Source organism: Polaromonas sp. P1_E1_2 (assembly GCF_056406035.1).
In genome coordinates this window covers 1-8,334 of the sequence record NZ_JBFUAZ010000135.1, presented here as the reverse complement: position 1 = coordinate 8,334, position 8,334 = coordinate 1, and the positions used below count along the sequence as shown (strand labels likewise).

General features: G+C 63.2%; 9 protein-coding genes. 2 read left to right on the top strand and 7 right to left on the bottom strand.

Annotated features, from left to right (window positions below):
- The 6 genes from AC1D1P_RS08885 to AC1D1P_RS08860 form a co-directional block, all read right to left on the bottom strand.
- Nucleotides 1-656 (bottom strand): GTP-binding protein (locus AC1D1P_RS08885; protein ID WP_477672715.1); only part of this gene is annotated, 656 nt, incomplete at its 3' end.
- Between the two features lie 114 nt (nt 657-770).
- A complete protein-coding gene (gene cysD, locus AC1D1P_RS08880) occupies nt 771-1,727 on the bottom strand; it encodes a sulfate adenylyltransferase subunit CysD (RefSeq protein ID WP_477651623.1) in 957 nt (318 codons plus the stop codon).
- A gap of 7 nt (nt 1,728-1,734) precedes the next feature.
- Nucleotides 1,735-2,355: a phosphoadenosine phosphosulfate reductase domain-containing protein gene (locus AC1D1P_RS08875; protein ID WP_477670834.1), complete on the bottom strand. Its 621-nt coding sequence runs from the start codon at nt 2,353-2,355 to the stop codon at nt 1,735-1,737.
- Between the two features lie 5 nt (nt 2,356-2,360).
- The gene (locus AC1D1P_RS08870) at nt 2,361-2,756 is read right to left on the bottom strand and encodes a DUF934 domain-containing protein (RefSeq protein WP_477670833.1); all 396 of its coding nucleotides are present in this window, start codon (nt 2,754-2,756) and stop codon (nt 2,361-2,363) included.
- An 11-nt stretch (nt 2,757-2,767) separates the two neighbouring features.
- Nucleotides 2,768-4,579 carry a nitrite/sulfite reductase gene (locus AC1D1P_RS08865; protein WP_477672714.1) on the bottom strand — a complete coding sequence of 604 codons (1,812 nt, stop codon included), beginning with the start codon at nt 4,577-4,579 and terminating at the stop codon, nt 2,768-2,770.
- A 44-nt stretch (nt 4,580-4,623) separates the two neighbouring features.
- Nucleotides 4,624-5,415 carry a sulfite exporter TauE/SafE family protein gene (locus AC1D1P_RS08860; protein ID WP_477667269.1) on the bottom strand — a complete coding sequence of 264 codons (792 nt, stop codon included), beginning with the start codon at nt 5,413-5,415 and terminating at the stop codon, nt 4,624-4,626.
- A gap of 266 nt (nt 5,416-5,681) precedes the next feature.
- Between AC1D1P_RS08860 and AC1D1P_RS08855 the strand changes: the two genes are divergently transcribed.
- Both AC1D1P_RS08855 and AC1D1P_RS08850 read left to right on the top strand, forming a co-directional pair.
- Entirely contained in the window at nt 5,682-6,893 is a 1,212-nt protein-coding gene (locus tag AC1D1P_RS08855; protein ID WP_477672716.1) for an ABC transporter substrate-binding protein, read from the top strand.
- A gap of 66 nt (nt 6,894-6,959) precedes the next feature.
- Nucleotides 6,960-7,820, top strand: coding sequence for a response regulator transcription factor (locus AC1D1P_RS08850; protein ID WP_477672713.1), 861 nt, complete (start codon nt 6,960-6,962; stop codon nt 7,818-7,820).
- 88 nt (nt 7,821-7,908) lie between these two features.
- Here the strand turns inward: AC1D1P_RS08850 and AC1D1P_RS08845 are convergent.
- Nucleotides 7,909-8,334 (bottom strand): FAD-dependent oxidoreductase (locus tag AC1D1P_RS08845; RefSeq protein WP_477672712.1); only part of this gene is annotated, 426 nt, incomplete at its 5' end.

Below are 8,334 nucleotides of genomic sequence, written 5' to 3'. Positions count from 1 at the left end.
GGTTGGGCATCCACCACGTTAAAGCCTTTGAGGGCGGACACGGGCACAGTCGCTTTCACCGGGATTTTCCCGGCCCGGGCGAATGCTGCCAGCGCTGCTTCAATGTTCCTGAAAGCCAGCGTCGGGTCTTTCACGGCGTCGAGCTTGTTCACGGCGAACACGATGGACGGCACACGCAGCAGGTTGACCAGCAGCGAATGGCGGCGGGTTTGCTGCAGCAGCTCCAGCGCAGGGTTTTTCCAGTCGAGCTTGGTCGCATCCACCAGCACGACGGCGGCGTCGGCACTGGAGGCGGCCGTCACCATGTTGCGGGTGTATTGCTCATGCCCTGGGGCATCGCCAATGATGAATTTGCGGCTTTCAGTGGCGAAATAGCGGTAGGCCACGTCAATGGTGATGCCCTGTTCGCGCTCGGCTGAAAGGCCGTCCGTCAGCAATGCCAGGTCGGTTTCACCCTGGCGCTGCACGCCGGCCAGATGGTCCTGCAGCACGGCCTTGCTGTCCACCAGCAGGCGGYCGATCAGGGTGCTTTTGCCGTCGTCGACCGAACCGCAGGTGATGAACTTCAACGCAGGTTTCAGGTCGTTTTGGCCTGCAACCATTTCTGGCTGTGCGCCACCAGCTATCAAATCAGTAGTGTGGGTACTTGTAGTCATCTCAGTCTCAAAAATGGTGGCAAGGTCTTTATCAGTGGGGGCTGCGGGTCCGGCTGTGCCGGTCCGCAGGCGCCGCCCCCTGGGGGGAGCAGGCGAAGCCTGCCCGGGGGAGAACTAAAAATACCCGTCTTTCTTGCGCTTTTCCATGGAGGCGTCGGAGGTCTTGTCGTCCATGCGCGTGGCGCCGCGCTCGCTCACGTCGGCGGCCAGCGTTTCAATCACGATCTCGGCGGCCGTGGCCGCGGGGCTGTCCACCGGGCAGGTGCAGGTGATGTCGCCGACGGTGCGAAAACGCACGGTCTTTTCCACCACCTGTTCGCCGTCGCGCGCGGGCGTGAGCTCCGTCACCGGCACCAGCAGGCCCTTGCGCTCAACCACCTTGCGCTGGTGCGCGTAGTAGAGCGATGGCAGGGCAATCTTTTCGCGCTCGATGTACTGCCACACGTCGAGTTCGGTCCAGTTGGAGATCGGGAAAACGCGAAAGTGCTCGCCAGGCTGCAGACGCGTGTTGAACAGCGTCCAGAGTTCGGGGCGCTGGGCTTTGGGCTGCCACTGGCCGAAGCTGTCGCGGTGCGAAAAGATGCGCTCTTTGGCGCGCGCTTTTTCCTCGTCGCGGCGCGCGCCGCCAATCAGCGCGTCAAAGCGGAATTCGTCAATCGCCTCCAGCAGCGTGACCGACTGGTGCACATTGCGCGATTCGCCCGGGTGTGCCAGCCGCACGGTGCCGCGTTTCATCGAGTCTTCGACATTGCGCACGATCAGTTCGGCGCCCAGCTCTTTTGCGCGCAGGTCGCGAAAGTCGGTCACTTCATGGAAGTTGTGACCGGTGTCGATCATCAGAAGCGGGTAGGGAATGCGACCCACGCCGAACGCTTTCTCGGCGCACTTGAGCATCACCAACGAATCCTTGCCGCCCGAAAACAGCAGGGCCGGGCGCTCAAAGGCGGCGGCGACTTCACGCAGGATGAAGATGGTTTCTTCTTCCAGCGCGTCGAGGTGGGAGTTGGACAGCCGCGCGATGGAGGTCGCCGGGTCGGCTGGCAGCAGGTGGGATGGGGTGCGGGCGTTCATAGGTCAGTCAGTGCGCAAGGTGCAGGCCGCATTCGCGGTTGTCTTCGCCCTTGGTGGGGTCCACATAGTCAAAGTTGTTGGGCAGGCCGTTGATCTCACAGTACTGGTAAAGGTCCTTGGACGACCAGTGCAGGAGCGGCGCGACCTTGATCAGGCCGTCGGGGTTGACGCTGACCGGATCCATCTGGGCGCGTACCGCGGTGTCGGTGGCGCGCAAGGCCGTGAACCAGACCTGGGGCGCGGTTTCACGCAGGGCGCGGGCAAAGGGCTCGAGTTTCACCTCCTCAGTGAAGGCCGCATGGCGTGGATCGTCCAGCGCCGGGGTCGGACCCTCCACCGCCTCGCGGTGTGCACGGGAGCGGCGCGGCAGGTAAATATGCAGGTCCAGCTTGAGCAGCCTGGTCACTTCGTCGGCAAAGCGGTAGGTGGCCTCGGTGTTGTAGCCGTTGTCCATCCAGACCACGGGAACGCGGGAATTGGCGCGCGTCACCATGTGCAGTATCACCGCCTCGAAGGGACGGAAATTGGTGGTGACGATGGCGGGCCGGCCCAGTCCCACGGCCCAGCCCACCAGGCCCTGTGCGTTGTGGCCGAGTTCTGCGTTGATCTTTGCAAGGTCGAGGCTCATGGTGTTCAGGCGCAAGCCGCCTCCTTGAAGTGGGGTTGCACGTCCACCGCGTCGCCCTGGTATTTGCCTGCGCTGTAACCGGGGTAGGACGCCAGCACGCGCTGGGCCACGGCCATGTCCTGGTCGGCGCGCAGCACGGCGGTGTCAAAACCGCTGCGCTCCATCTGCGCCAGCTGGTCCACCAGTACGTCGCCGGTGGCGCGGATTTCACCCTTGAATTCGCGGCGGCGGCGCAGCAGGAAGGCCTGGCTGTAGGCGCGGCCGTCGGTGAACTTCGGGAAGTTCAGGTCAATGCGAGAGATGCCGTCGAGTGAGACCTCGAAGGGATCGGCGTCGTTCGCAAGGACCAGGGTACCAGGCTGTTCCGCGCCGCTTTGTTCGCTGAAAGGCAGTAATTTCATGGTCAGTCCTTTCAGTGCGCGACGGTGTTGGGGGCAAAGCGCGCAGCCTTGGCGGCGGCCTTGTACGGTTCAATGCCGACGCGACGGAAAGTCGCAATGAACGTTTCGCCGTCCTCGCGCAGCTGGCGATAGGTGTCCAGCACCGCTTCAATGACTTCGGGCACTTCGGCGCCGGTAAACGAAGGGCCGACCACYTTGCCGGACACCGAGGCACCGCTCAGCGTGGAACCATCGGAGCCGCCCAGCGAGACCTGGTACCACTCCAGGCCATCCTTGTCCACACCCAGGATGCCGATGTGGCCGCTGTGATGATGGCCGCAGGAGTTGATGCAGCCGCTGATGTGCAGGTCAATCTCGCCCAGGTCGTGCAGCTCGTCCATGTCCTGGTAGYGCTCGGTGATGGCTTCGGCGATYGGGATGGAGCGCGCATTGGCCAGCGAGCAGAAGTCGCCACCGGGGCAGGCGATCATGTCGGTCAGCAGGTGGATGTTGGGCTTGGCAAAACCGGCCTTGCGGGCGGCACGCCAGAGCTCGGGCAGCTCGTCGCAGCGAACCCAGGGCAGCAGCAGGTTCTGGTCGTGCGTCACACGCACTTCACCGGCGCTGAACTGGTCGGCCAGGTCAGCCGCGATGTCCAACTGGTCGGCCGTCGCGTCGCCGGGCGCCTGGCCCAGGCGCTTGAACGACAGCGTCACGGCGCGCAGGTCGGGGTTCTGGTGCGGGGCCACATTGCGCTGCAGCCAGCGGCCGAACTCCACGTCGTCTTCGGCGGCGGCGCGCAGGATGTTGGCAATTTTTGTATCGGCGCTCTTGCGGTCGCAATTGAGCGCGGGCGGCACAAAGCAGGCTGTCACCCGGTCGAGTTCTTCCTGCGTGATGGTGTGCGGCGCGCCGTCGTGTTCCAGAATCTGCTTGTATTCGGCCTCGACGTCGTCGATGTAGCGCTGGCCTTCGGCCTTCACCAGAATCTTGATACGGGCCTTGTAGATGTTGTCGCGGCGGCCATAGCGGTTGTACACACGTACCACGGCTTCCAGGTAATTCATGATCTGGTTCCAGGGCAGGAACTCGCGGATCACGGTGCCGATCACCGGCGTGCGGCCCATACCGCCACCCACCAGCACCTTGAAGCCCAGTTCGCCTTCGGCATTGCGGATCAAATGGAGGCCGACATCGTGCCAGGCCGTGGCGGCGCGGTCTTCGCGGGCGCCGCTGATCGCGATCTTGAACTTGCGCGGCAGGAAGGCGAACTCGGGGTGCAGCGTGCTCCACTGGCGCAGGATTTCGCCGAAGGGACGCGGGTCGGCGATCTCGTCAACGGCGATGCCGGCGCGTTCGTCGCTGGTGATGTTGCGGATGCAATTACCGCTGGTCTGGATGCCGTGCATGGCGACGCTGGCCAGCAGGTCCATCACCTCGGCCGACTTGTCGAGCGGAATCCAGTTGTATTGCACGTTCTGGCGCGTCGTGAAGTGGGCGTAGCCGGTGGTCAGCTTGGAGCTGACCGACAGGCCGTTTTTCAGATTGACGGGGCCGAGCTTGTCCTGCTTGGCTTGGGCTTCATTGAACAGCGCGGCGTTGGGCTGGTCGTATTCGCGGGCGATTTTGGCCAGCACGCGCATCTGCGCGCTCGACAGCTCGCCATAAGGCACGGCCACGCGCAGCATGGGCGCATAGCGCTGTACATACCAGCCGTTTTGCAGGCGCAGCGGGCGAAATTCGTCTTCAGGCAACTGGCCTGCCTGCCAGCGGGTCAGCTGGTCACGGTACTGGTTGGCGCGGGCCTTGACAAACTCGCGGTCAAATTCTGTGTATTGGTACATGGCTGTCGGGATCCAAACGTCGTGGGATTTTTATAAGGAGAGGGTCAGATCGAAATCAGCTTCACGCCGGCATAGGCCAGCAGCACGGACAAAAGCGAACGGATCACGCGGTCAGGCGTTTTGTGCACCAGGTGCGAACCCAGCCAGATGCCGGGCAGCGAGCCGGCGAGCAGCTTGATGAGCAGCGGCCAGTCGACCGAACCGATGGAGGCATGACCCAGGCCCGCCACCAGCGTCAGGGGCACGGCGTGGGCAATGTCGGCCGCCACGATGCGCGGCAGCGGCAGGGTGGGGTAGAGCAGCATCAGCACGATCACGCCGATGGCACCCGCGCCGACTGACGTCAAAGTGACCAGCGTGCCGATGACCGCGCCAAACAGCAGCGGCAGCGACCAGTGGCGCGCACGCGTGGCCTGGCCTATGAGTTCGGGCGCGATGGTGGTAGGGGCGGCCTTGCCGCGCAGCACCTTGTAGGCCGTGGCGCCAGCCGTCAGCAGTAACGCCAGGCCGAGGGTGGTGGTCATGATGGCTTGCGTAGCCGGGTTGGCCGGGCCCATGCGCTGCAACATATAAAGGGTGGCCAGGGCCGCCGGAATGCTGCCGGCTGCTGTTTGCCCGACGATTTTCCAGTCCACCACCCGGGCGCGGGCCAGGCTGACGGTCCCGCCCATCTTGGTAAAGGCCGCAAACAGCAGGTCGGTGCCGATGGCAAGGTGCGGTTTGATGCCGAAAAAGAAGATCAGCAGCGGCGTCATCAGCGAGCCGCCGCCCACCCCTGTCAAACCCACAACCAGGCCGACGGCAAAACCAGCAAATACAAAGGCAAATTCATGCATAGCGGGAAAATGTAAGTGCCCGACTTATAAAAACAAACTACACATTTGTTCTGCCGTTATGCAGATAAGCTTATTCGCCAATAAATATGCGGGTTTCGGGCGGTTTTTTCGTGCCAGCGGCATAAGGCTTGCGTTGAGGCTGACCATTCACCAACCGACCCGTCACAAAGCGCTGGTACAGTCCCTGCTCTTTCGGATGAGCCGCCCTGTTTTGGGCTTGCCAAATTAACCGAATTGCCCATTTTTGGAGAAAACCCGTGAAATTGATGAAGTCCGTCCTGATGGGTGGTTTGTTTCTGGCCTGCGCCACGGCGGTGACGCTCGCCCAGGGCAGCCCGAAACCTCCCATCAAGATCGGCGAAATCAACAGCTACTCCGCCATTCCCCAGTTCGCCCAGCCTTACCGGCAAGGCTGGCAGCTTGCGGTCGAGGAAATCAATGTGGCCGGCGGCCTGCTGGGCCGCAAGATCGAAGTCATCTCGCGCGATGACGCCGGCAAACCCGAGGAAGCCCTGCGACAGGCCGTCGAGCTGACCTCAAAAGAAAGGGTGGATGTGCTGGCGGGCGGGTTTTACTCCAGCGTCGGGCTGGCGCTGGCCGGCCATGCCCAGGCCAGCCGGCGGGTGTTCATCGCCAGCGAATCGCTGGCCGACGCCATCGTCTGGGAACAGGGCAACCGCTACACCTTCCGCCTGCGGCCCAGTACTTATATGCAGGCAGCCATGCTGGTCGAAGAGGCATCCAGGTTGCCGGCCAAACGCTGGGCCACGATTGCCCCCAATTACGAATACGGCCAGAGCGCGGTCACTGTGTTCAAGGAGCTGCTGAAAGCCAGGCGACCGGACGTCGAGTTTGTGAGTTACCAGTGGCCGGCGCTGGGCAAGATAGAAGCCGGCCCGACGCTGCAGACGGCCATGCAGGCAAAACCTGAGGCGATTTTCAACGCGACTTTCGGGGCCGACCTGACCCGGCTGGTTCGCGAGGGCAACCAGCGTGGCATTTTTCCCCGCATACCAGTGGTGTCCATGCTTTCGGGGGAGCCCGAGTACCTGGAGACGCTGAAAGACGACACGCCGAAAGGCTGGATCGTCACCGGCTACCCCTGGGACCAGATCGACTCCCGGGAACACGCCAGCTTCGCCGCCAACTATTACCGCCGCTTCAATGAATATCCCAAGGTCGGTTCGGCGGTGGGTTACGCCACCATGCAGGCGATTTTTGCCGCCATCCGCAGGGCCAACTCCACCGACAACGAAAAGCTGGTGGTGGCGCTGCGCGGACTGAAGTTCTCCACGCCTTTCGGCCCCGCCGAGTTCCGCGCCATCGACCACCAGTCCACCATGGGCGCCTATGTGGGCAGGCTGGACCTGCGCGGCCACAAGGGCACCATGGTGCAATGGCGCTACGCCGACGGCAAGGCCTATTTGCCAAGCGATGCGTATGTCAAGGCCCGCCGGCCTGCCGCGGYCATGAAGTGACGTTTTGACAACGCAGGTGCTGAATTCCTTGAAGCCTCCCCGGCGATCCCCCCATAATCGGGCGCAATGACGAATACGGGTGGTGAGGCTGTCAAGCGGGTTTTTGTAAAAGTGTTCGGGTTTGATGACGTTGAGCGTCAYGCCCTGAACGCGGTGTTTCGCATTTCCGAAACACGAYCTATCGCTTACACCCCCTGGACGCCCGACGCGCCCGAAGAAGCCTTGATGGCGCTGATTGACGGCGACAGCTGGGAAGCTGCGCTGGAGCTGGCCAACCCCGCGAATGACGACTTCACCCTGATCTGGATCGGCGACAACCCGCCGGCCAGGGCGCGCCTGGTGATTCCACGCCCGCTGCAGTGGACCGCGGTGATTGACGGCATGGACGAATTGCTGGCCGCTGAACAGCGGCAGGCCGCGCAGGCTCTGCGCCCGGGCAATGCACCGGAGAAAGCCCTTGGCCTCGACCTTCAGCCCGAATCTTCCGCGCTGGATCTCGATCTCGACTTTGATTCGCAGGCGCCTACCGCGCCGGCGCCGCTGGAAACCCCGGAACCCCTGCCGGAGCGCCCCCAGGTGCTGGTGGTGGATGCTGACCGCGACGCGCGTCTTTACCTGCGTGCCAGGCTGGCCATGGCCGGTTTCGTGAAGATAGACGAGGCGACCACCGGCACCGAAGCGCTCAAGCTGATTGACACGCATCTTTACAAGCTGGTGATTCTCGACATGGAGCTCCCTGACATCGAGCCCTGGGAAATGGTCAAGCGGGTGGAGGCCTCGCGCCCTGCCATCGCCTATCTGATCCTGACCGGCAACCGTCTCTCCCCGCTGGACACCGTGCGCGGATGGTTCGGCGGCGCGCGCGGCAGCCTGCGCAAACCGCTGCACCCCGGAAAGCTCAAACGCCTGCTGCGCAGCGTGGAGTGAAGGTGCTTATTACGCCTTGAATGCTATCTATTTGATAGCTGCTTGCGCTTTTCCCTTATGGGTTTCAGCCTTGTTTGGCATGAGAATCTCAGGTATTGACGATCGGTGCGGGCGCCGCATGCTGCGGCATCAGCGCTTCAGCCAGCCGCTGCTCAATCGGCAAAGGCTCGGCGTGCAGTTTCGCCGCCAGCAATTCCCCGCAAAGCGCGGCAAACGTCAGCCCGCGCGAGCCCATGCCGCTGCACACCCACAGGCCGGGGCTTCCTTCCAACGGGCCCAAAGCGGGTAAACGGGTGGGTGTAGCGCAGCGCACGCCGGCCCAGGACTGAACCTTCCCTGGCTCAAACTGCGCGGCCAGTGCACGGGCGGTTTGCGGCAGTAGGGTTTGCAGCCGGCTGAAATTGTGCTGGTCGTCCTCGGGCCGTGTTTCGGCCTGGGTGTTGTCGCGTTCAAAGCTGGAGCCCATGACCCAGGCCAGGCCGCCGGCCTTGCCTGGCAGGGGCACGGCAGGCAC

Coding starts and splice junctions, on each gene's coding strand:
- AC1D1P_RS08870 (WP_477670833.1), bottom strand. CDS start 2,756: ATGAAATTACTGCCTTTCAGCGAACAAAGCGGCGCGGAACAGCCTGGT.
- AC1D1P_RS08875 (WP_477670834.1), bottom strand. CDS start 2,355: ATGAGCCTCGACCTTGCAAAGATCAACGCAGAACTCGGCCACAACGCA.
- AC1D1P_RS08860 (WP_477667269.1), bottom strand. CDS start 5,415: ATGCATGAATTTGCCTTTGTATTTGCTGGTTTTGCCGTCGGCCTGGTT.
- cysD (WP_477651623.1), bottom strand. CDS start 1,727: ATGAACGCCCGCACCCCATCCCACCTGCTGCCAGCCGACCCGGCGACC.